This window comes from Salinirubellus salinus, assembly GCF_025231485.1.
Lineage (GTDB): Archaea > Halobacteriota > Halobacteria > Halobacteriales > Haloarculaceae > Salinirubellus > Salinirubellus salinus.
The window spans coordinates 3,478,261-3,497,907 of record NZ_CP104003.1; the positions used below are offsets into that span (position 1 = coordinate 3,478,261).

Annotated in this window: 23 protein-coding genes; 13 read left to right on the forward strand and 10 right to left on the reverse strand. The window is 70.2% G+C overall.

Annotated features, from left to right (window positions below; genetic code table 11):
- The first annotated feature begins 7 nt into the window (after positions 1 to 7).
- The 4 genes from N0B31_RS18305 (at position 8) to N0B31_RS18320 (ending at position 4,012) form a co-directional block, all read left to right on the forward strand.
- Positions 8 to 811, forward strand: coding sequence for an ABC transporter ATP-binding protein (locus N0B31_RS18305; protein WP_260644021.1), 804 nt, complete (start codon positions 8 to 10; stop codon positions 809 to 811).
- Positions 808 to 1,551 (forward strand): ABC transporter ATP-binding protein, encoded by a 744-nt coding sequence (locus N0B31_RS18310; RefSeq protein ID WP_260593054.1) that lies wholly within the window; start codon positions 808 to 810, stop codon positions 1,549 to 1,551. The genes N0B31_RS18305 and N0B31_RS18310 overlap by 4 nt, the downstream gene beginning before the upstream one ends.
- Entirely contained in the window at positions 1,548 to 2,573 is a 1,026-nt protein-coding gene (locus tag N0B31_RS18315) for a branched-chain amino acid ABC transporter permease (protein ID WP_260593055.1), read from the forward strand. Before N0B31_RS18310 ends, N0B31_RS18315 begins: the two co-directional genes overlap by 4 nt.
- 272 nt (positions 2,574 to 2,845) lie before the next feature.
- The gene (locus N0B31_RS18320) at positions 2,846 to 4,012 is read left to right on the forward strand and encodes a branched-chain amino acid ABC transporter permease (protein WP_260644022.1); all 1,167 of its coding nucleotides are present in this window, start codon (positions 2,846 to 2,848) and stop codon (positions 4,010 to 4,012) included.
- Between the two features lie 6 nt (positions 4,013 to 4,018).
- On the opposite strand, the gene N0B31_RS18325 is transcribed toward N0B31_RS18320, so the two are convergent.
- Positions 4,019 to 5,674 (reverse strand): class I adenylate-forming enzyme family protein, encoded by a 1,656-nt coding sequence (locus N0B31_RS18325; RefSeq protein WP_260593056.1) that lies wholly within the window; start codon positions 5,672 to 5,674, stop codon positions 4,019 to 4,021.
- A gap of 101 nt (positions 5,675 to 5,775) precedes the next feature.
- Between N0B31_RS18325 and N0B31_RS18330 the strand changes: the two genes are divergently transcribed.
- From N0B31_RS18330 to N0B31_RS18350, 5 genes are all read left to right on the forward strand, one after another.
- Positions 5,776 to 6,642, forward strand: coding sequence for a DUF8054 domain-containing protein (locus tag N0B31_RS18330; RefSeq protein WP_260593057.1), 867 nt, complete (start codon positions 5,776 to 5,778; stop codon positions 6,640 to 6,642).
- A gap of 266 nt (positions 6,643 to 6,908) precedes the next feature.
- Positions 6,909 to 7,271, forward strand: a complete 363-nt coding sequence (locus N0B31_RS18335; RefSeq protein ID WP_260593058.1) for a DUF5783 family protein — start codon at positions 6,909 to 6,911, stop codon at positions 7,269 to 7,271.
- Between the two features lie 24 nt (positions 7,272 to 7,295).
- Entirely contained in the window at positions 7,296 to 7,664 is a 369-nt protein-coding gene (locus tag N0B31_RS18340; RefSeq protein WP_260593059.1) for a NifU family protein, read from the forward strand.
- Positions 7,665 to 7,830: 166 nt separating this feature from the next.
- Positions 7,831 to 9,306 (forward strand): sulfatase, encoded by a 1,476-nt coding sequence (locus N0B31_RS18345; RefSeq protein WP_260593060.1) that lies wholly within the window; start codon positions 7,831 to 7,833, stop codon positions 9,304 to 9,306.
- Positions 9,307 to 9,309: 3 nt separating this feature from the next.
- Positions 9,310 to 10,332, forward strand: coding sequence for a lysylphosphatidylglycerol synthase transmembrane domain-containing protein (locus N0B31_RS18350; protein ID WP_260593061.1), 1,023 nt, complete (start codon positions 9,310 to 9,312; stop codon positions 10,330 to 10,332).
- 14 nt (positions 10,333 to 10,346) lie between these two features.
- On the opposite strand, the gene N0B31_RS18355 is transcribed toward N0B31_RS18350, so the two are convergent.
- The 3 genes from N0B31_RS18355 to sufU form a co-directional block, all read right to left on the reverse strand.
- Complete coding sequence (locus N0B31_RS18355) at positions 10,347 to 11,237, reverse strand: ketopantoate reductase family protein (protein WP_260593062.1); 891 nt, start codon at positions 11,235 to 11,237, stop codon at positions 10,347 to 10,349.
- A 45-nt stretch (positions 11,238 to 11,282) separates the two neighbouring features.
- Positions 11,283 to 11,588 carry a DUF7130 family rubredoxin-like protein gene (locus N0B31_RS18360; RefSeq protein ID WP_260593063.1) on the reverse strand — a complete coding sequence of 102 codons (306 nt, stop codon included), beginning with the start codon at positions 11,586 to 11,588 and terminating at the stop codon, positions 11,283 to 11,285.
- Positions 11,589 to 11,802: 214 nt separating this feature from the next.
- On the reverse strand, positions 11,803 to 12,216 hold the full coding sequence (sufU, locus tag N0B31_RS18365) for a Fe-S cluster assembly sulfur transfer protein SufU (RefSeq protein WP_260593064.1): 414 nt from the start codon (positions 12,214 to 12,216) through the stop codon (positions 11,803 to 11,805).
- A gap of 111 nt (positions 12,217 to 12,327) precedes the next feature.
- Here sufU and N0B31_RS18370 point away from each other — a divergent pair, with 111 nt between their 5' ends.
- Positions 12,328 to 12,750 carry a hypothetical protein gene (locus N0B31_RS18370; protein WP_260593065.1) on the forward strand — a complete coding sequence of 141 codons (423 nt, stop codon included), beginning with the start codon at positions 12,328 to 12,330 and terminating at the stop codon, positions 12,748 to 12,750.
- A 5-nt stretch (positions 12,751 to 12,755) separates the two neighbouring features.
- On the opposite strand, the gene N0B31_RS18375 is transcribed toward N0B31_RS18370, so the two are convergent.
- From N0B31_RS18375 to N0B31_RS18390, 4 genes are all read right to left on the reverse strand, one after another.
- On the reverse strand, positions 12,756 to 13,145 hold the full coding sequence (locus tag N0B31_RS18375; protein ID WP_260593066.1) for a zinc ribbon domain-containing protein: 390 nt from the start codon (positions 13,143 to 13,145) through the stop codon (positions 12,756 to 12,758).
- Positions 13,146 to 13,188: 43 nt separating this feature from the next.
- On the reverse strand, positions 13,189 to 13,617 hold the full coding sequence (locus N0B31_RS18380; protein ID WP_260593067.1) for a hypothetical protein: 429 nt from the start codon (positions 13,615 to 13,617) through the stop codon (positions 13,189 to 13,191).
- 246 nt (positions 13,618 to 13,863) lie between these two features.
- Positions 13,864 to 15,105, reverse strand: coding sequence for an aminotransferase class V-fold PLP-dependent enzyme (locus tag N0B31_RS18385; RefSeq protein ID WP_260593068.1), 1,242 nt, complete (start codon positions 15,103 to 15,105; stop codon positions 13,864 to 13,866).
- 82 nt (positions 15,106 to 15,187) lie between these two features.
- Positions 15,188 to 15,418, reverse strand: coding sequence for a DUF8001 family protein (locus tag N0B31_RS18390; protein ID WP_260593069.1), 231 nt, complete (start codon positions 15,416 to 15,418; stop codon positions 15,188 to 15,190).
- A 138-nt stretch (positions 15,419 to 15,556) separates the two neighbouring features.
- Between N0B31_RS18390 and N0B31_RS18395 the strand changes: the two genes are divergently transcribed.
- A complete protein-coding gene (locus N0B31_RS18395) occupies positions 15,557 to 15,745 on the forward strand; it encodes a DUF7331 family protein (RefSeq protein WP_260593070.1) in 189 nt (62 codons plus the stop codon).
- Between the two features lie 28 nt (positions 15,746 to 15,773).
- Here the strand turns inward: N0B31_RS18395 and N0B31_RS18400 are convergent, their stop codons facing one another.
- Entirely contained in the window at positions 15,774 to 16,133 is a 360-nt protein-coding gene (locus N0B31_RS18400) for a winged helix-turn-helix transcriptional regulator (protein ID WP_260593071.1), read from the reverse strand.
- A 102-nt stretch (positions 16,134 to 16,235) separates the two neighbouring features.
- Positions 16,236 to 16,619, reverse strand: a complete 384-nt coding sequence (locus N0B31_RS18405; RefSeq protein WP_260593072.1) for a helix-turn-helix domain-containing protein — start codon at positions 16,617 to 16,619, stop codon at positions 16,236 to 16,238.
- 141 nt (positions 16,620 to 16,760) lie between these two features.
- Here N0B31_RS18405 and N0B31_RS18410 point away from each other — a divergent pair, with 141 nt between their 5' ends.
- Entirely contained in the window at positions 16,761 to 17,759 is a 999-nt protein-coding gene (locus N0B31_RS18410) for an NADP-dependent oxidoreductase (protein WP_260593073.1), read from the forward strand.
- 45 nt (positions 17,760 to 17,804) lie between these two features.
- The gene (locus N0B31_RS18415) at positions 17,805 to 19,646 is read left to right on the forward strand and encodes an endonuclease/exonuclease/phosphatase family protein (RefSeq protein ID WP_260593074.1); all 1,842 of its coding nucleotides are present in this window, start codon (positions 17,805 to 17,807) and stop codon (positions 19,644 to 19,646) included.
- Position 19,647: the final 1 nt, after the last annotated feature.

Consider the following 19,647-nt stretch of genomic DNA (forward strand, 5'->3'; position numbering starts at 1 on the left):
GATGTCGTTGCTCCGCACGGCCGGGCTGACCAAGCGGTTCGGTGGGCTGACCGCCGTCGACAGCGTCGACTTCGAGCTGGACGAGGAGCTCACGTCGCTCATCGGGCCGAACGGGGCCGGCAAGACGACGTTCTTCGACCTGCTGACCGGCGTGCTCGAGCCCACGGAGGGGACCATCGAGCTCCGGGCGGGAGACGAGTGGCGCGACGTGACCGAGGCCGCCCCCCACGGGACGGCCCGGCTGGGCGTCCACCGCTCGTACCAGGTGACGAACCTGTTCCCCACCTCGACGGTGCTGGAGAACGTCCGCGTGGCCGCGCAGGCCCACGGCGAGGACTCGATGCGCGCGTGGCGCAACGTCAACGCGTTCACCGACTACGCCGAGGAGGCCCACCGCATCCTCGAACGGGTCGGGCTGGACGGCGAGGCCCACACCGTCGCCGAGACGCTCAGCCACGGCGCGAAACGGCAACTGGAGGTCGGCATCGCGCTCGCCGGCGACCCGGACGTCCTCCTGCTGGACGAACCGAACGCCGGCGTCTCCAGCGAGTCGGTCGGTGACATCATCGACCTCATCGAGGACGTGGCCGACGACCACGCGGTCCTGCTCGTCGAGCACAACATGGACATCGTGATGAACGTCTCCGACCACATCGTCGTCCTCGACCGGGGGAGCGTCATCGCCGACGGGCCGCCGAGCGAGGTTCGGGGCGACCCGACCGTGCAGGAGGCGTACCTCGGTGGCTACGAGCCGGGGACGGCCGGTCGGTCCGGATCGGACACCGGCTCGGAGGAGGGGAGCGTCGCATGAGCAGTCGGTCGGACACGGGCACGGCGGTGGACGCCGCTACCGACCCCCTCCTCACCGTCGAGGACGTCCACACCTACTACGGCGAGAGCCACATCCTCGAGGGCGTCTCGCTCGCCGTCGAGGAGGGCGAGACGGTCGCGCTCATCGGCCGGAACGGCGTCGGCAAGACGACGACGCTCCGCTCCGTGCTCCAGTTGACGCCGCCTCGTCGCGGCTCCATCCGCTACCGCGGCGAGGAACTGGTCGGTCTCCGGACTCACGAGGTGGCCTCGCGCGGCGTCGGCTGGATCCCCGAGGAACGCCGGATGTTCGCCGAACTCACCGTCACCGAGAACATCCGTATCGCGGTGCCGAAGGGCGGTGACGTGGAGGCGGCCATCGACCGGGCGTTCGAGACGTTCCCGGCGCTGGACGAGCGAAGCAGCGCGAAAGCCGGGGCGCTCTCGGGCGGCCAGCAGCAGATGCTCGCCATCGCTCGCGGGCTCGTCGGCGACAACGAGTTCCTGCTGGTCGACGAACCGAGCGAGGGACTGGCCCCGCAGATCGTGGCCGACGTGGCCGACGCCATCGCCGCGGCCGCCGAGGAGGCGACCATCCTGCTCGTCGAGCAGAACCTGCCGCTGGCGATGGACCTCGCGGACCGCTTCTACCTGCTCGACAACGGGCAGGTCGTCAAGGAGGGCTCCACCGAGGGTGTGAGCCCGGACGACGAGGAACTCCGGAGGTACCTCTCGGCATGACGGGCCTCGGCATCGACCTCGTCGTCGCCCAGTCGCTCGTCGACGGCCTCGGGCAGTTCCTCCGCCCCTCGACGCTGTTCTCGGTGCTTGTCGACGGGCTGGCGAAGTCGGCGCTGTTCCTGATGATCGCCACGGGACTGACCCTCATCTTCGGGCTGATGGGCGTGCTGAACTTCGCGCACGGCTCGCTGACGATGATCGGTGCGTACCTCGGCGGCCTCATCATGGTGCTGACCGTCTCGCAGGGGACGCCGAACGGGACGCGGCTGGCGGTGTTCTTCGTCGGTCTGTTCGTCGTCTTCGGCGTGCTGGCGGCGCTCGGTGGCGTCATCGAGGTCGGGCTCATCCGGCCGCTGTACGACCGCCCACCGATCTACCAGATACTGCTCACCTTCGGCGTGACGCTGGTGCTGGACGAACTGGTCCGCATCGTCACGCTGTTCTACGACATCCAGCCCGTGGCCGACTGGCAGGCCGCGCTCGGCACCAAGCCGACGTGGTTCACCGACCCGGTTGATCTGGGGCTGGCCTCCGTCCGGGGGCTGGCGCTGTTCGAGATCCTGTTCGGCGTCGCCACCGTCGTCGCGGTCTGGGCGTTCCTGAACCGGACCCGGTACGGCCTCGTCGTCCGGGCCGGCAGCGAGGACAGCGAGATGACCGAGGCGCTCGGTATCGACGTCCGGCGGGTGTTCACCGTCGTGTTCGCGCTCGGGGCCGGCATCGCGGGCGTCGCGGGGATGCTCCTGATGTGGGACAAGAACTGGGGCGCGAGCGTGCCGCTCGCGGCGGAGACGCTGCTGCCGGCGTTCGTCGTCGTCATCGTCGGCGGACTCGGCACCTTCCGCGGGACGGTGTACGCCGCGCTCATCGTCGGGCTCGCCGACGCCGTGACGACGTGGTGGTTCATCAACGTCGTCGACCTGACGTTCCTGCCCGAAGTCGTGGTGTTCGCCATCCTCGTGCTGGTGCTCGTGGTGAAACCGCGCGGGCTGTTCGGGTTAGCGGAGGTGGGCGGGCATTGAGCCGCGAGGACGAGCGTAGCGAGTCCTCGGAGCGGGCGAGCGGGAGTGAGCGGAGCGAACGACACGCGAGCCGCGGGACGGAGGCCGACGGCGGTACCGAGACGGCCGACGCCACCGAGTCCGACCGCCCGACAGACTACGGGACGGGCCTCTCGTGGCCCCGACAGTACGCCGCCGAGCACGTCCCGCACCTCGTCGTCGTCGCCCTGCTCGCGGTGTACCCGTTCGTCCACGCGTTCCTGCTCTCGTCGCCGGTCGCCGCCGAGGCGACGATGTTCCTGCCGGACGTGGACACCATGACGGCGGTGCTCTACTTCGGTCTGTTCGCGATGAGTTTCGACTTCGTCTCGGGGTACACCGGCTACCTCTCGTTCGGCCACGCCGTCTTCTACGGCACGGGGGCGTACTTCGTCGTCCTCGCGGCCAACGGGAAGGTGCCGCTGGTGCCCTACGACGCGCCGTTCCTCCTGCTGGTGGTGCTGGGCGGGGTGCTGGCGGTGGTGCTGTCGTTGCTCATCGGCGTCGTCTCGTTCCGCCTCTCGGGCGTCTACTTCGCGATGATCACGCTCGGGTTCTCGCAGGTGCTCTACGTGTTCGTCCGCGACTGGGACTACGTGGGCTCCTCGCCGCGGGACGGCCCCGCGGTGGTCGGCCCGCCGGACGCGGTGGCGCCGTCGTTCAACGTCGGCATCCCCGGCGTGGACGCGCTGAACCTCGCCATCGGTGGCCTCGCGGGTGACTCGATAGAGGGGCTGTTCGGCGTCGTGAACCTCTCCTCGACGGAGGTGACGTACTTCATGGCCGGCCTGGTCGTGCTCGTGTGTTACTTCGCGATGCAACGGCTGGTCCACTCCCCGTTCGGGCGCGTGATGGTCGCCATCCGCGAGAACGAGGAGCGTGCCGAGGCCGTGGGATACGACCCGTTCCGGTACAAACTGGCCGCGTTCGCGGTGAGCGCGTTCTTCGCCGCCGTCGCCGGCGGCCTGTTCGCCGGCGTCCGCCGGTCGGTGTCGCCGGACAACTCGCTGTTCTTCCTCGTCACGGGCGACGCGCTGCTCGCGTCCATCATCGGCGGGTTCGGCACCCTCGCCGGGCCGCTCTACGGCCGTCTCTTCGACGAGAGTGTCCGGGAGTTCCTGTCGAAGGAAGGGGCCGGTGGGGGGCTGCTCCCGTACCTCCGGAACACGCTGCCCGAGGGGGTGTTGCAGACGGAGACCATCGGTGGGCTGACCGTCCAGGAGGGTATCGGCGCGTTCCTGAACGGCCACGCCGCGCTCTACATCGGCATCCTGTTCGTCCTGTTCGTCCTCTACGTCCCGAACGGCATCCTCGGGACGGTCCGGGACCGACTGGGCGCGACCACGGTGGCGAAGTGGGCCGGCGCACGACTCACCTCCGGCGGCGACGGTGGGAGCGTGCGTGCGTCCAGCGAGGACTGACCCGCCCTACACCGCGTCCGCCCAGTCCGGATACTCCCGTTCGCGGTCCCAGCCGAACTCGTCACGTTCCTTCTCTTGCTCGGCCAACTGCACGCGCTGGATGCGCTCGCTCGGCGTCTTCGGGAACGAGTCGACGAACTCGACGTAGCGCGGGACCTTGTGCGCGGCGAGGGTCGTGGCGACCTGCCGGACCACGTCGCGCTCGGTGACGCCGTCGACGCTCGCGCGCTTGACCATCGCTTTCACCTCCTCGCCGCGGAGGTCGTCGGGGACCGGTATCACCGCGGACTCCTCGACGCCCTCGAGTTCGTCGATGACCTCCTCGACCTCACGGGGGGCGATGTTCTCGCCCGACCGGCGGATCATGAACTTCACGCGGTCGACGTAGTAGCAGTAGCCGTCCTCGTCGACGCGCACGACGTCGCCGGAGAAGATGCGGCCGTCGCGGAGCGTCTCCTCGGTCTTCTCGGGCATCTGGAAGTACTCCAGCATCGCGCCGGGGTCCGTGCGGGTGAGTTCACCCTCCTCGCCCGCGGGCGCCGGGTTCCCGTCCCGGTCGAGGACGGTCACCTCGTGACCGCGGTCCGGGAACATCGGCTTGCCGATGGCGCCCTTCCGGACCTTCCCGGGCTCGGGGTGGTTCATCAGCAGCGTCGGGGACTCCGTCTGGGAGTATATCTGGAGGACCCGCAGCGAGAAGCGGTCCGCGAACCGGTCCCACGTCTCGGTGCCGATGGGGCCGATGGCGACCTCCAGCGTCGTCTCGGGGAACGAGTCGTACGTCGAGAGCAGGAGTTTCGGGGTGCCGCCGAGGATGTTGAACGAGGTGACTCCGTAGCGGTCGACGTACTCGCGGAACTTCGAGGCGGTGAACTTCCGGCCGAGGAGCCACTCGGTGCCGGCCAGCAGCGGCCCGACCATCGAGTAGTACTGGTTGTTGCCGTGGAACAGCGGGAACGGGTTGTAGTTCACGTCCTCGTCGGGGAGCGCCGGGAGGAACGACTTGCCCGAGAGCAGGTACGAGCGATGCGGGAGGAGGGCGGGTTTGGGGAGGCCGGTCGTCCCCGAGGTGTAGATGATGGTGAACGGGTCCGCCGGCCCAACGTCGACGTCGGGTACCGTCCCGTCGAGGTCGGCGAAGCGGTGGACCGAGAGCGCGCAGTCGACGAGCGGTTCGGGCTCGTCCACCGGCTCCGCGACGGCGTCCTCGACGAGGACGCAGTGCTCGAAGGCGTCGAACTCCCCCTCGACGGCCCCGAGGTTCTGGTGGTGGTCCGTGTCGGGGCCGACGAGACAGGCGACCGGCCCGGCCGTCTCGAACGCGTGGCGGACCTCGCGCTCGCGGTAGTCGGGGTTGATGGGGACCTGCACGGCGCCGAGTTTCGCACAGGCGTAGACGCTCGCGACGAACGCCGGCGAGTTCCGCAGGTAGAGTCCCACCCGGTCGCCCTTCGAGACGCCGAGGTCGGCGAGGCCGCCGGCCACGCGGGTCGCCCAGTCGTCCATCTCGGCGACGGTGTACGTCTCGCCCGTCTCGGCGAACGTGAGATACGGGGCGTCCGGCCGGACCGACCGCGCCGCCGCGATGGCCTCGCCCATCGTCTCGGCCTTACGTGTGGTCGGGTCCAGCGCCGCCTGTACCGACTCGTAGGTTCTGTCCATGCGCCGCACTCCCGCCCCGGTTGACAAATAACTCCGGTTGTCACCCTCACGCGGCCCCCGAGCGCCGCCGACGTTTTGTCGGTGCACGTCTAGCCGGAGGTATGACTCAGGGCCCACTCGCTCGACTCCGGCGGCCGGAGTACACGGGCGAGAACCGGTGTGTCCCCTGCACGCTCGCCAACACCGCCATCGCGCTCGTCCTCGCGGCCGTCGTCGGCTCCGGCTGGCTGGCGCTCGTCGGCGGCCTCGCCGTCGCGGGGGGCCTCGCCGTCGCCGTCCTCGTCGTCTCGGCGCTCGCCATCTGGCTCCGTGGCTACCTCGTCCCCGGCACGCCCGAACTGACGAAACGCTACTTCCCCGACTGGCTGCTGGCGCGGTTCGACAAGGCGCCCGAGCCGGGGGCGAGCGGTCTCGTCGACGACGACACCGGGGCCTACGACGGCCCGGTCGACCCCGAGACGCTCCTGGTCGACGGGGGTGTGGTCGAACCCTGCGCGGACGTCGACGACCTCTGTCTCGCCGAGGGGTTCCGCGAGGCGTGGCGCGGCCGGATGTCGGCGCTCCGGGAGGGCGAGGCCGAGCGCGAGGAACTCGCCGGGCAACTGGACGTCGCCCCCGAGAGCGTGACCTTCGAGGAGCACGCCGGGGGCGCGTTCTCGGCGTTCGTCGACGGGACCCGCGTCGGCCAGTGGGAGTCGCGTGCGGCGCTCCTCGCCGACCTGGCAGCCGGTCGGGAACTCCCCGTGTGGCTCGACGACTGGACACGGTTCCCCACGCAGACCCGCTCGCAACTGCTCGGCGGCCTGCGCATCTTCCTCGACACCTGTCCGGACTGTGGCGGGCCGGTGGTCGCCGGACAGGAGACGGTCGCGTCCTGTTGTCGGTCCTACGAGGTGGTCGCGGCCTCGTGTGACGAGTGCGGGTCGCGGCTGCTGGAGGTCCCCTACAACGAGGGGATGGCGGCCTAGACGATTCGAGTCGACCGGCGGTCGTGCGTCGGTCGCTGCCCGAGGGAGCAGGGTGACTCGCGCGGTACGGAGTGGACCGCACAGCCGTCGTGCCCGTGCGCCCACGAGGGCGCACACGCCGTGCCTCCCCTCCCCCGACTCGGGCACGCGGCGTTGCTCGCGCCGCGGCCCTCGCCGGCCGTGTCCCTCGTCCGGTGGTGCGACCCACGCGGCCTGTCCGGGTAGACCCACCGCACTTTTGCCCGTCAGTCACCCACCACCGTCCAATGAGCGAGTTCGACCCGGAGCGGTTCGAGGAGGAGAAGTACCGCGACCACCTCACCCAGCTCCAGCAGGCGTACAAGGCTGCGTTCGGTCGGATGCGCGAGGACCTCGGCTACGACTCCACGCTCGTCCACGCCGTCGACCAGTTCGTGCTCAACGAGTCGGAGCCATTCTGGGACGACGAACGCGAGACGTTCCGCGTGGACGTCCCGGCGGAGCCGACGCCGGCCCAGCGCGTGGAGAGCGCCGGCGTGGTCGTCGACGAGTCGAAACTGGACGCGATGCTGGCGGACTACCGTGAGACGCTGGCCGAGGAACTGGAGGTCCAGTTCGGCCTGCGCGAGCCCCCCGAGGAGAACGCATAAGCCGTTCCATCCCCAAGCGCCACCATGAGCACCCAAGCGGAGAGCGAGGAGGACCTGCGCGAGCGCGTCAGCAACTTCCTGCGCCGGAACTTCCCGCAGATCCAGATGCACGGCGGCAGCGCCGCCATCCGCGACCTCGACATGGAGACGGGCGAGGTCACCGTCATGCTCGGCGGTGCCTGCTCGGGCTGTGGTATCTCCCCGATGACCATCCAGGCCATCAAGTCCCGGATGGTGCAGGAGATCCCGGAGATCAACACGGTCCACGCCGACACCGGCATGGGCGGCGGCGGTGGCGGCTCCGGCGACGGGATGGGCGGCGGCCCGATGTCCCCGTCGTTCCCCGGCGAGTCCAGCAGCGACGACGACGAAGGCCCGCAGGCGCCGTTCTAGAGCCGCGCCATCCTCCCTCGATTCTCCCCCCGAGAGTCGTGCGTCCGCCCTCGTCCGCCGCTGTCGTCCCGCTCGACACCGTCACCACCGTGACCTATCACGGAATCGCTACCCCACTGCCGACGGTATCACGGGATTTATTCTCCGGCACCGCGACCCACCGCACATGACCGACCCCGGCCGGAACGTCCTGTTCGTCGTCATGGACACGGTCCGGAAGGACCACCTGACGCCGTACGGCTACGACCGGCCGACGACGCCGGGCCTCGACGAGTTCGCCGCGGAGGCTCGCGTCTACGACAACGCGGTCGCACAGGCGCCCTGGACCCTCCCCTCGCACGCCTCGATGTTCACCGGGCTCTACCCGAGCGACCACAAGGCGACGCAGGAGGACCCGTACCTCCCCGAGGAGATCGGGACGCTCGCCCAGTCCGTCTCGGACGCGGGCTACGCCACGGCGTGTTACTCCTCGAACGCGTGGATCACGCCCTACACCCGCCTCACGGCCGGGTTCGACTCGCAGGACAACTTCTTCGAGGTGATGCCCGGCGACTTCCTCTCGGGGACGCTGGCGGACCTCTGGCAGAAGGTCAACGACTCGCCACGGTTGCGGAAGGTGGCGAACCGCCTCGTCGAACTCGGCAACGACGTCCACGAGTACCTCGCCGACGGCGAGGGGGCCGACTCGAAGACGCCGAAGGTCGTCGACCAGACCATCGAGTTCATGGACGCCAACGAGGAGTTCTTCGCGTTCGTCAACCTCATGGACGCGCACCTCCCGGTCTTCCCGCCCGAGGAGTACCGCGAGGAGTTCGCGCCTGGGGTGGACCCAACCGAGGTGTGCCAGAACTCGAAGGAGTACAACTCCGGCGCGCGCGACATCAGCGACGAGGAGTTCGAGGACATCCGCGGGCTCTACGACGCCGAGATACGGCACATCGACGCCCAACTGACGCGCCTGTTCGAGTGGATGCAGGAGAACGGCAAGTGGGAGGACACCACCGTCGTCGTCTGTGCGGACCACGGCGAACTCCACGGGGAACACGGCCTCTACGGCCACGAGTTCTGCATCTACGACCCGCTCGTGAACGTCCCGCTCATCGTGAAGGACCCAGACCTCGAATCGGGCCGCGAGGAGCGGACCGTCGAACTGCTGGACCTGTACCACACCGTCCTCGACGCGACGGACGCGCAGGCGCTCGGCGAGCCGTTCGACGAGACGCGCTCGCTCCTCTCGGCCGACTACCGGGAGTTCGCCGACGGCGAGTACGGCTTCGTGGAGTACCACCGGCCCGTGGTCGAGTTGAAGCAACTGGAGACGAAGGCGCGGGAGGCCGGGATCACGCTCGCGGAGGACTCGCGGTACTACTCCCGGATGCGCGCGGCCCGCCGCACGGACGGGAAGTACATCCGCAACGAGCGCATCGCCGACGAGGCCTACCGGGTCGACTCGGACCCCGGCGAGACCGACCCCGTCTCGCCCGACGAGGACGAGGTCGTCGCCGAGGTGGAGGCGACGCTCGCGGCGTTCGAGGACCGCTACGGCGGGGACTGGGACTCGATGGACGTCGACGGGGACGGGTTGGACGCGATGAGCGACGACGCGAAGGCGCGTCTGCAGGACCTCGGGTACGTGGAGTAGTCGATGGCCGGGGACGGGTTCGGGGGATTCGCCACGCGCGAGACGCTCGCGAAGACCGGTGTCGGGTTCCTCGTCGCGGCGGTGTTGCTCTACCTCGTGGCGACGGGGCTGGGTATCGACCAGCTGGCCGAGACGCTCGCGGACGCGAAACTCCGCTGGGTGGCCGTCGCCTGCGTCTCCACGCTCGTCTGTCTCGGGTGCTGGGCGAAGGCGTGGCAGGTCGTGCTCCGCGAGGTGGACATCGAGGTGCCGTTCGGCCAGCTCGTCGTCACCTACTTCGCCGCCACGTTCGCCAACTACGTCACCCCGCTCGGGCAGGCCGGCGGCGAGCCGTTCATCGCCTACGTGCTCTCCCGCGACACGGGCGCGTCCTACGAGGACTCGCTGGCGAGCGTCGTGACGGCGGACCTGCTGAACCTCCTGCCGTTCTTCACGTTCGCGGCCGGTGGGCTCTCGTTCCTCCTGCTGCGAGCGGAGCTGCCGGAGGCGACCCGGCCGCTCGCGTTCGGCCTGCTCGCGCTCGCCGTCGGCGTCCCCGCCATCGCCGTCTCAGGGTGGTGGTTCCGCGAGAAGGTCCGGGGTGGGGTCGTGCGGCTGGTCGCACCCGTCGCGCGCCGCACCTCGCGCCTCAGCGTCGAGGGGGTCCGCGAGCGCATCGACGACCTCTACACCGCGTTCGGCCGCATCGCGCAGGACCCCGCCGCGCTCGTCGAGGCGGTGTTCTTCGCCTACGTCGGCTGGGTGTTCTTCGCGCTGCCGCTGTACTTCGCCGGCCTCGCGCTCGAACTCCCGGTCGACCCGCTGTTGATGCTGTTCATCGTCCCGGCCTCGACGCTCGCGGGCCTGACGCCCTCGCCCGGTGGCCTCGTGGGCGTGGAGGTGGCGCTCGTCGGCCTGCTCGTCGCGCTGACGCCCGTCGGCGCGGCGGCGGCGTTCGCCATCGCGCTCGTCTACCGGGTCGCATCCTACTGGTTCGCGCTGGCCGTCGGCGGCGGCGCGGCCCTGCTGGTGGTCGGGCGCTCCTGACCGTCGGCGCAGGTTCAGCGCAGGCCGCGCTCCCGTTCCCACGCCCGCAGCAACGACGCGAGCGTCGCGTTCACGGGCGTCTCGACGCCCCGCTCGGGCGCCAGGTCGGCGACGTAGCCCGTGATGGCGTCCACCTCCGTCCGCCGCTCGGCCGCCACGTCCTGCAGCATCGAGGAGTGGTTCGCGGCCGTCGCCTCGGCCACCCGTACGACGGCGTCGACGGCCGCCTCGTCGGGGAGGTCGACCCCCTCGGCACGGGCGAGTGCAGCCACCTCGCGACCGGCGGCGCGGGCCACCTCGTTGCCCGGCCCCTCGACGAGTGCCCCGTTCTCGACCCGGGCGAGCGCCGTCGGCGCGTTGATGCCCGCGTTCACCGCCAGTTTCTCCCAGAGCCGCCGGGGCATGTCGTCGGCGACCGTGGTCACCATCGCGTCCGCGAACGCCCGCCCCACCCGGTCTGCGGCCTCGCTCTCGCCCCCGTCGCGCGGGCCGAGGACCACCTCGCCGACGCCGGTGCAGTGGACGACGCCCGGTTCCGGGCGCAGGGCGCCGTAGGTGCAGGTGCCGGCGAGGACGGTGTCGAGGTGCTCGGCCAGCGTGGCCTCGTTGCCCATCCCGTTGCCGAGCGAGAGGGTCACGTCTGGCACCCCCTCGAGGGCGCGGGCGGCCGTCTCGGTGTCGAACGCCTTCACCGTCACCACCGCGATGTCGGCGTGTTCGGGGGCCGTCGTCCGGGCGGTGGGGTGGACGGTGAAGTCGAACTCGCCACCCACGTGGAGGCCCGCCCCCCGGATCGCCGCGACGTGTGGGTCGCGCCCGACGAGCGTCACGTCGTGGCCGGCGCGGGCGAGTAACCCACCGACGAGGCTCCCGAGGCTCCCGGCGCCGAAGACGAGGACGTCCATACCTGCGGGTGGCCGCCCGCCACGAAAACAGTCACGTCTCTCGACTCAGTCCTGTTGCCAGTAGTAGAGTTCCTCCTTCGCCGCCCCGCAGGACGGGCAGGTCTCTGGGAGGTCGGTCCCCTCCAGTTTGCCGAGTTCGCCACACTCCCAGCAGCGCCAGTGGAGCTCTTTCACCCCCGCCTTGCTGCTGGCCTCGTGTTCCATCGACATGGCCAGGACGCCGTCCGAGGTGCTCACGTAGAAGCCGTGTTCGTCGAGTCCACGGACGCTGCCGAGTTCGTTCCCCTCGTCGTCGTACACCGCTTCGCCGAAGGTGACGCGTCGCTCCGCCTCTTCGTGACTCTGGCTCATCGCACCGTGCGGTACGGTACCGAGTGGCTTAAAATGGTCGCTCAGTCGAAACGTTACTCACGGGAACCGGACGGTCGAGGGGTCGTCGACCCGCCGGGTGACCCCGGTCGGCTCACTCGATCGTCGTCTCGTCCAGCTCCTGCTGCCCCCACCTTTTTCTCGCGGCTCGTTCCTCGCCGCTCGCAAAAGCTGGAGCAAAAGTCCGCGACAGCACTCACTCGGTCGTCGTCTCGTCCAGCTCCTTCTCGCCGCGGTGGATGGCGGCGCCGTCCTGTGCCACCTTCTCGGCGAGGACGGCACACTTCAGGCGCATCGGCGTCACCTCCACCCCGAGGAGGTCGACCACGTCGTCACGGTCGAGTTCGTCCAGTTCGTCCAGCGTCATCCCGTGGAGCGACTCGGTCAGGAGGCTCGCGGAGGCCTGCGAGATGGCACAGCCGTCGCCGACGAACGACACCTGCTCGATACGCTCGTCGTCGTCCAGCCGCACGAACATCTTGATCGTGTCGCCACACATCGGGTTCTCGCCGACGTGTTCGAACGTGGCGTCCTCGAGTTCCCCGTAGTTGCGCGGGTTCTTGTAGTGGTCGAGGATCTGCTGCCGGTACATGTCGGAGCCCGTTCCCATCGTTACGCGAAGTTGGGGCGTCCCCCGGAAAAGCGTAGCGCCCCGTCCCTCGCCGGATCCCCACGGAGACACGTCACAAGGGCAATAACCTCCCCGGCGGTAGGCTCGCTGATGGCAGAGGAGCCGGCCGGCGAGGAGACGGACGTGAGCGTGGCGGCCGTCGGCGGCACTCGGCTCTCGGCACCGGGGACGTTCACGCTCGTCTGGGGGCTCTCGGCGCTGGCGCTGGCGGCCATCGACGCCGCCGACGGAGTCGGTACCGTGGCGGCCTTCGCTACCGTCGCGGGCCTCGTCGCCGTGCTCGCCGTGCTCGCCGACTTCGCGTTCGACCGGCGACCCGGGACCACCGTGTTCCTGTTCGTGGGTGTCCCGGCCCTGCTCGGAGCCGGGCTCGCGGGGTTCGAGGGGAGACTCCTGAGCGCCGTGGGGCTCGCCGTCGTCGGTGTCGCGATGCTCGGCCGGGTGTACGGGCTCCCGGGTGAGGACGACCCGACCGTGGAGACGGGCGACGCGGCCGAGGAGCGCGAGGACTGACCGGTTCAGGCCGCCGCAGGTGGCGACAGTTCGTCGTCGCGGCGCTGGGCCGTCTTGGCCGCGTCGTAGGCCGCGTAGATCCAGATGGCCGGCACGAGCAGGAAGCCGACGAACACGAACAGCGAGAGCAGCGAGAGCACGAACGAGACGGCGAAGAACAGCCCCATCTCCACCTCGCGGGCGTAGACGTGGCCCAGTCCGGGGAAGAGCGCCGAGAGCAACACCGCGACGAGGGGGTTCCGGCCGTCCAGCAGGCTCTCGACGGCCTGCGAGTTCGGCGGCGCGCGCTGTCGGACCCCGCACTCGGGGCATATCTCGGCCGCTCTCAGTATCTCCGCGCCGCACTCGCGGCAGTAGACGGTGTCGGACTCGCGTTCGGTCACACTGGAGGACATGGCGTCTCGAAGGCCGGAGGGGGAGATAAGGTTCGCGTGGGCGTCAGGCGACTCGAACGTTGACGGTGAACGACTCACGCACCCGGTCCGCCTCGTTCGCCACGGACACGTCGTAGCCGAACTCGCCGTCGGGGGCGTCGCTGGCTACCTCCACGACCAGTTCGCCGGTCACGTCGCGTGGCCGGTCCCAGTACCAGATAGGCGGGAAACTGTCGGCCTGTGTCGAGGGCGTGGGCGAGACGTCCGTCTCCACGAGCGAGACGGACTCGTGGTACGCTTCGGGGACCTGCGGGAGAAACCGGAACTCCGTCGCGTCCGTCGCCTCGGCCGTCAGCGTCACCCGCTGGCCGGGTCCGACGGTCGGTTCGTCACCGGAGACGGTGGGCGGGCCGCTCGCGCTGGACCGGCCCAGACACCCGGCTGTCGCGGTGAGGACGCCGATGGCCGCCGAGAGGTAGGTCCGTCGGTGCATACCCACGGCTCTATCTCCCACCGTACAAGACGTTACGGAGGCTCAAACGACGGCCTGACCGAAACCGAGCGGTGCGGTGGCGGTGCTGCCGCGGTGCGGTCGAGCCCACCCACCCGCCGCGAGCGGCGCCTTTTTCATGAACGTTCGGGAGAGCGGAGCTCTCCCGCAGCCCATCAGAAATCGGAGATTTCTGAGGACGTTTTTGCGAGAGAGGGTCGCCGCAGGCGACCCCGAGCGGAAAAAGGTTCAGGCGAAGATACTGCGCGCCTCGTCCACGGCATCCACCAGCGCGTCGACCTCCTCCCTCGTGTTGTAGAGGTAGAACGACGCTCGTGCGGAGGCACCCACGCCGAGCACGTCGTGGAGCGGCTGGGTGCAGTGGTCGCCGGCGCGGATGGCCACCCCGTAGTCGTTGACGATGGACGCGAGGTCGTGGGCGTGGACGCCGTCGAGGTTGAACGCGACGAGGCCGCTCCGGTCGTCGCCCGGCGGGCCGTAGACCTCGACGTCGCCGAGTTCGGTCAGGCGGTCGTAGGCGTACTCGGCGAGCTGCTCCTCGTGGCGCTGGATGCGCTCCATGCCGATGTCGTCGAGGTACTCGCAGGCCTCGGCGAGCGCGATGCCCTCGGAGATGGAGGGGGTGCCGGCCTCGAACTTCCACGGGAGTTCGTTCCACTGGCTGTCCTCGAACGTGACCTTCACGATCATGTCGCCGCCGTAGAGGTAGGGTTCCATCGCCTCGAGGACGTGTTCCTTGCCGTAGAGCGCACCCGACCCGGTCGGGCCGCACATCTTGTGCCCCGAGAAGGCGAGGAAGTCCACGTCGAGGGCCTTCACGTCGACCGGCCGGTTCGGCACGGACTGGGCCGCGTCGGCGAATATCAGGGCGTCGTGGTCGTGGGCGATGTCGGCCAGTTCGCGGACGGGATTGACCGTCCCGAGGGTGTTCGAGGCGTGGACGACGCTCACCATCTCCGTGTCGTCGGTGATCAGCTCCGCGGCGGCGTCCATATCGAGGTAGCCGTCCTCGGTGATGGGGACGTACTTGCACTCGGCGCCGGTCCGCTTGCATATCTGCTGCCACGTCACCAGCGAGGCGTGGTGTTCCATCTCGGTGGTGACCACCTCGTCGCCCGGACCGAGTTCGTTCAGGCCCCACGCGTAGGCGACGAGGTTCATCGCCTCGGTGGTGTTCTTCGTGAAGACGACCTCCTCGCGGCCGTCCGCGCCGATGAACTCCGCGACGGTGTCGTGGGCCTCCTCGTAGGCGATGGAGGCCTCCTGACTCAACTGGTGGATGCCGCGGTGGACGTTCGCGTTGTACCGGTAGTAGTAGTCGCTGATGGACTCGACCACCCGCGTCGGGGTCTGCGAGGTGGCGGCGTTGTCGAGGTAGACGAGCGGGCCGCCGTTGACCTCCCGGTCGAGGATCGGAAAGTCCTCCCGGATGCGGTCGACGTCCAGCGGCTCGACCTGCTGGGTTCCCATTGACTGGATATGAGGCCCGCAGGTAGGTCACTCCTTCGGTCGGCCTAAAACGGGTCTGGTGGGCTGGGTCGTGCGCGGCCGTTCAGGTGGCGCAGTAGCCGTGTTTCCGGATGCACTCGCGCATCCCGTCCTCCGTGTCGTGCTTGTGGAGCGTGGTCGGCGTGTCGCAGTAGAACGTCTCGCCGTCGAAGCGGAGCGTCACCTCGTGGTCGCTACCGAGGAACTGCGTCCGGATGGTGACCCGTTCGCCCTCGCGCAGCTGTTCGAGCAGTTCATCCGTCGCGCAGTCGCCCGCCTCGATGACCGGACTCATCCCCGTATCGGAGGGCGGCTCGCCTCTTGATGGTTCCCCCGTGTCCCGGCGGTTTCGCACCACCGCCGCACGGCCCCCGGCGGTACTTAGGTTACGGAACGTTACGTCGTATCGTGGCGACGCCGCCACCGCAACACCATGCCGACCGACGACCCTCCGACCGAACACGCCGACGACCCTCCGACCGAACACGCCGACGACCCGCCCGCCCCGCCCACGTTCGCGTCCCTCGAGCTCGCGGACGGTGACCTCGTGGTCTACGACGCCGAGAACCACCGGGCGTGGCTCCAGTCGAGCCGCGCCGTCTCGCTCGCCGCCCACGTCTAGCGACCCGGACCCGCACCCCCAGCACGCCTCAGGCGTCCCGCGGCTCCGCGAGGTGCTCCTTGCCCCACGCCTGCATCGCCGAGATGACCGGATCCAGTGACTCCCCTCGCTCGGTCAGCGAGTACTGCACCCGGAACGGCTTCTCGCTCACTACCTCCCGGTTCACGAGACCGTGCTCCTCGAGGTCCTCGAGGCTGTCCGACAGCACCTTCGAGGAGACCCCGTCGACCGCCTCTTTCAGCGCGTTGAACCCCAGTGCACCGTCCCGGAGGAGCCGGTGGACGATGACGGGGTGCCACTTCCGGCCGAGGATGGTCGCCGTCGACGTGAGCGCACACCACTCCTCGCCGGCACACCACACCTCCAGCCGTTCAGGCTGCTGGCTCATGTGTGCCAGGTCGACTCCCCCGAGTATAAGGTTACCTCACGAAACCTCGTGTCTCACAGAAAGGCGAACGCTCCGGCGCCGGGGACTGGAACGACGGGCAGCTCAGGTCTCGCGGCCGAACTCGTCGATGCGGTCGTGGACGTACGCGGCCCACTCGTCGAGGGTCTGGTGCATCAGTTCGCGGGCCTCCTCGACGGGCGTGGCGGTGTACTGGTAGACGTGCCCACCGGAGTCGAGCAGGCGGCGTTCGCGCTCGGCGAGGTGCTTCTCGCGGAGGGTGCTCAGCGAGCGGTTCACGTTCGACCGGTCGCGGTCGACCACGTCGGCGAGTTCGGCGACCGTGCTGCCGGGGTGGTCGACCAGCGCGAGGTAGGTCCGGACCTCGTGGCCCTGGACGTCGAACACGCACGCCATCACCTCCTCGAGCGCGGGTTCGTCGTCGAGCATCAGGTCGCGGAACCGCGCGGGGCTCGGGTCCGTTCGCATGTCCCCCCGTTGGGGGGTTCGGGCGATAAAGCCCGACGTTACCGGGAGGTAAGCCGGTCGTGCGTCCGTGCGACCGACGCGCCCCGGCGCGCGGACCGCCGGCGGGCGAACCCCTTTACCCCCACCGGCCGACCGGCGGGTATGCCGACCCAGACCCGCCGCTGGCACCTGGCCGCTCGCCCCGAGGGCGAACCGACGCGCGACGACTTCGACCTCCGCGAGACGACCGTCGAGGACCCCGGTCCCGGCGAGGTGCTCGTGAAGACGCTGTACCTCTCGGTCGACCCGTACATGCGGGGCCGGATGCGTGACGCCGAGTCCTACGCGGAACCGTGGGACGTGGGCGACCCGATGCGCGCCGGCGTCGTCGCCGAGGTGGTCGAGTCGAACTACGACGGCCTCGAGGCCGGCGACGTGGTCAACGGCGAACTCTACTGGTCGGAGTACGCCGTCGTCCCCGGCCACACGCTCCGACAGGTCGACGCCGACCTCGCGCCCGTCTCCACCGCGCTCGGCGTCCTCGGGATGCCCGGCGCGACGGCCTACTTCGGCCTGACCGACGTAGGCGAACCCACGCCCGGTGACACCGTGGTCGTGAGCGGTGCGGCGGGGGCCGTCGGCAGCGTCGTCGGCCAGATCGCCCGCATCGGCGGGTGCGAGGTCGTCGGCATCGCCGGCAGCGACGAGAAGACTGCGTGGCTCACCGAGGACCTCGGGTTCGACCACGCGATCAACTACCAGACGGAGAACGTCGGCAAGCGCCTGCGCGAGGCCGTCGACGGGGTAGACGTCTACTTCGACAACGTCGGCGGCCCCATCACGGACGCCGTGTTCCGGCAGTTGAACGTCCGCGCCCGCGTCGTCGTCTGCGGGCAGATATCGCAGTACAACGCGACCGAGGTCCCGATGGGGCCACGGAAGCTCGCGGGCCTCATCACCACCCGTGCCCGCGTCGAGGGCGTCCTCGTCCGTGACTACCCGGACTGGACCGAGGCGTTCGAGCGCATCGGCGGCTGGATCGCGGCCGACGAACTCCACTACCGGGAGTCGGTCGTCGAGGGGTTCGAGAACGCGCCCGACGCCTTCCTCGGCCTGTTCGAGGGGGAGAACATCGGCAAGCAGGTCGTGAAGGTCGACTGAAGCCGCGGCGCGAGCCCTTTTGTCTCCGTGGCGTGAGCGTGTGGTATGAGTGGCAACGACACGCACAGGTTCGCCCGCGCCACGCTGGCCGTCGCCCTCCTCCTCGTCACGCTCGAGTACGCCGTCATCCGCGTCTTCGTCCTGAACTTCTCGACGGCGGGGCCGAACGCGACGGCGCTGCTCGCGCTCCTCCTGCTGACCGGGTGGACGCTCCCGGTCGCCGCGCGGCCGGCCGAGGGCGAACCCGGTGGTGGCCTGCTCGTCGGCCTGACCGCCGGCGGTGTCGCGCTCTCGTTGCTCGGTGGGGCGGTCCTCTCCCTGCTCGGGGCGGCTCTGGCGGGGCTAGCGCTGACACCCCTGCTCGCGCTCGACGCGGCCCGGCTCCGCGGTCGGACGGGGGTGGCGTTCGCGCTCGGTCTGCTGGCCGTCCTCGCCCTGCGGGGGGTCGCCGGCGCGACGCCCGCCTACGCGACGACGGTGGGCCGGTTCGGACTGCTCGCACTCCTGCTCGCTCTCGCAGCCGTCACCACCGCGCTCGGGCGCGAGGCGGACCCCGAACCGGTCGAGTCGCGCACCCACCTCGGACCGCTCGTCGGGGCGGTGTTCCTCGCCGTCCTCTGGCTCGGCGCCCCCGTCACGCCGGCCCGCTGGGCCGGTAGACCGTACCTCCCGGCGGTCGCGTTCGCAGCGCTCGGCCTCCTCGCGGGCGCTGCGTGGCTCGAGACTCGCGGCCTCCTCACGCCACGGGCCGCGGGGACGTGGGGACTCGCCCTCCTCGTCTCGCTAGCCACCCTGCTGACCGGGAGCGTCCCCGCCGTGGTCGCGCTCGCCCCCGCGCTGGCGGCGCTCGTCGTCCTCGCCGGCACCGCGGGTCGCGGCACGACGACCCCCGCCCGCGCCGGCCTCGGCGTCCTCGCCGTCCAGTTCGCCGGCCTCCTCGCCGTCGTCGGGTTCGCCTTCGCCGTCAACTTCGCGTTCGTCCCCGGTGGCGCAGCCCTCCGGGGTGGCGAACCCGCGTTCGTCCTCGGTCTCGGGGTGGTCGTCGTCGTCGCGGCCGTCCTCGCGGCGCGTGATTCGGTCCCCGCGGTCGAGCGTGGACCGCCCGACGCCGACCGACGGACGCTCCTCGCCGGGCTCGCCGCCGGCGTCCTCGGGGTGGCCGGCGCGGTCCTCCGTACCCCCCGAGCGACCGCCGACCCGACCGGCCTCCGGGTGGCGGCGTACAACCTCCACCAGTGGGTCGACGCCGATGGACAGTACAACCTCCGTGCGGTCACCCGCCTCCTCCGCGGTCAGGACGCCGGCGTCGTCGGCCTGCAGGAGACTGAGGGGGCCCGCGTCACCGCCGGGCACGTCCACGGGGTCCGGTGGCTGGCCGAGGCGCTGGGCTACCACTGGCACCCCGGCCCGGACACCGCGACGGGCGGCTACGGCGTGGCCCTGCTCTCGGCGTGGCCGCTCTCGGACGTCGACGTGGTCGAGCTCCCCCGGACCGACAGCGCGGTCCGGGTGGCGATGCGAGCGACGGTCGAGCACCCGGACGGGGCGTTCCCGGTCGTCAGCGCCCATCTGGAGACGGCGGGCGATGTCCGTCTCGCGCAGGCCGAGCGTGTGGCAGAACTGGTCGCCGACGAGACTCGAGCGGTCGTCCTCGGCGACTTCAACGCTACGCCCGACGAGGCTCCCGTCGCCACCATGACCGACACGCTCACCGACGCGTGGGCCGCCGCCGGCGACGGGCCGGGGGACACCTACAGCGCGAACGACCCGTACCAGCGCATCGACTACGTCTTCGTGCGGGGGTTCGCGGTCACCGGCGCGAGCGTGTTCGGTGGGCCGGACGCGTCCGACCACCGGGGCGTGCGCGCGACGCTGGAGCGCACCTGAC

Coding starts and splice junctions, on each gene's coding strand:
- N0B31_RS18405 (WP_260593072.1), bottom strand. CDS start 16,619: ATGCGAACGGACCCGAGCCCCGCGCGGTTCCGCGACCTGATGCTCGAC.
- N0B31_RS18355 (WP_260593062.1), bottom strand. CDS start 11,237: ATGGACGTCCTCGTCTTCGGCGCCGGGAGCCTCGGGAGCCTCGTCGGT.
- N0B31_RS18310 (WP_260593054.1), top strand. CDS start 808: ATGAGCAGTCGGTCGGACACGGGCACGGCGGTGGACGCCGCTACCGAC.
- N0B31_RS18410 (WP_260593073.1), top strand. CDS start 16,761: ATGCCGACCCAGACCCGCCGCTGGCACCTGGCCGCTCGCCCCGAGGGC.
- N0B31_RS18350 (WP_260593061.1), top strand. CDS start 9,310: ATGGCCGGGGACGGGTTCGGGGGATTCGCCACGCGCGAGACGCTCGCG.
- N0B31_RS18335 (WP_260593058.1), top strand. CDS start 6,909: ATGAGCGAGTTCGACCCGGAGCGGTTCGAGGAGGAGAAGTACCGCGAC.
- N0B31_RS18385 (WP_260593068.1), bottom strand. CDS start 15,105: ATGGGAACCCAGCAGGTCGAGCCGCTGGACGTCGACCGCATCCGGGAG.
- N0B31_RS18380 (WP_260593067.1), bottom strand. CDS start 13,617: ATGCACCGACGGACCTACCTCTCGGCGGCCATCGGCGTCCTCACCGCG.
- N0B31_RS18400 (WP_260593071.1), bottom strand. CDS start 16,133: ATGAGCCAGCAGCCTGAACGGCTGGAGGTGTGGTGTGCCGGCGAGGAG.
- N0B31_RS18360 (WP_260593063.1), bottom strand. CDS start 11,588: ATGAGCCAGAGTCACGAAGAGGCGGAGCGACGCGTCACCTTCGGCGAA.
- sufU (WP_260593064.1), bottom strand. CDS start 12,216: ATGGGAACGGGCTCCGACATGTACCGGCAGCAGATCCTCGACCACTAC.
- N0B31_RS18340 (WP_260593059.1), top strand. CDS start 7,296: ATGAGCACCCAAGCGGAGAGCGAGGAGGACCTGCGCGAGCGCGTCAGC.
- N0B31_RS18320 (WP_260644022.1), top strand. CDS start 2,846: ATGTTCCTGCCGGACGTGGACACCATGACGGCGGTGCTCTACTTCGGT.
- N0B31_RS18330 (WP_260593057.1), top strand. CDS start 5,776: ATGACTCAGGGCCCACTCGCTCGACTCCGGCGGCCGGAGTACACGGGC.
- N0B31_RS18415 (WP_260593074.1), top strand. CDS start 17,805: ATGAGTGGCAACGACACGCACAGGTTCGCCCGCGCCACGCTGGCCGTC.
- N0B31_RS18315 (WP_260593055.1), top strand. CDS start 1,548: ATGACGGGCCTCGGCATCGACCTCGTCGTCGCCCAGTCGCTCGTCGAC.
- N0B31_RS18345 (WP_260593060.1), top strand. CDS start 7,831: ATGACCGACCCCGGCCGGAACGTCCTGTTCGTCGTCATGGACACGGTC.
- N0B31_RS18325 (WP_260593056.1), bottom strand. CDS start 5,674: ATGGACAGAACCTACGAGTCGGTACAGGCGGCGCTGGACCCGACCACA.
- N0B31_RS18395 (WP_260593070.1), top strand. CDS start 15,557: ATGCCGACCGACGACCCTCCGACCGAACACGCCGACGACCCTCCGACC.
- N0B31_RS18390 (WP_260593069.1), bottom strand. CDS start 15,418: ATGAGTCCGGTCATCGAGGCGGGCGACTGCGCGACGGATGAACTGCTC.
- N0B31_RS18375 (WP_260593066.1), bottom strand. CDS start 13,145: ATGTCCTCCAGTGTGACCGAACGCGAGTCCGACACCGTCTACTGCCGC.
- N0B31_RS18370 (WP_260593065.1), top strand. CDS start 12,328: ATGGCAGAGGAGCCGGCCGGCGAGGAGACGGACGTGAGCGTGGCGGCC.